This window comes from Bartonella sp. CR127HXZ, from assembly GCF_042194555.1.
In the GTDB taxonomy this organism is placed as follows: domain Bacteria; phylum Pseudomonadota; class Alphaproteobacteria; order Rhizobiales; family Rhizobiaceae; genus Bartonella; species Bartonella grahamii.
Genome location: NZ_JBHIMZ010000092.1, coordinates 1 through 250, shown reverse-complemented (window position 1 = coordinate 250; position 250 = coordinate 1). Strand labels below are relative to the sequence as shown.

The 250-nt window shown below is 38.8% G+C and carries 1 pseudogene; it reads left to right on the top strand.

What is annotated here, in order from left to right:
- Window positions 1-250: pseudogene (locus ACFIKY_RS09295) on the top strand (conjugal transfer protein TrbE); the annotation flags it as partial.

Below are 250 nucleotides of genomic sequence, written 5' to 3'. Positions count from 1 at the left end.
GGGTCAAACTTATCCAAATATTAGACGTCCGTTAATTAAGACTCAAAATCTTGCTGATATGTTACCTCTCTCAAGTGTATGGCCAGGTTTACAATTTAATCCTTGTCCACTCTATCCTGATAATTCTCCTGCTTTATCTCAAGTAGTAACGACAGGTGCAACGCCATTTCGGATTAATTTACATGTTGATGATGTTGGTCACACACTTGTATTTGGTCCAACTGGAGCTGGTAAATCAACACTTTTAGCG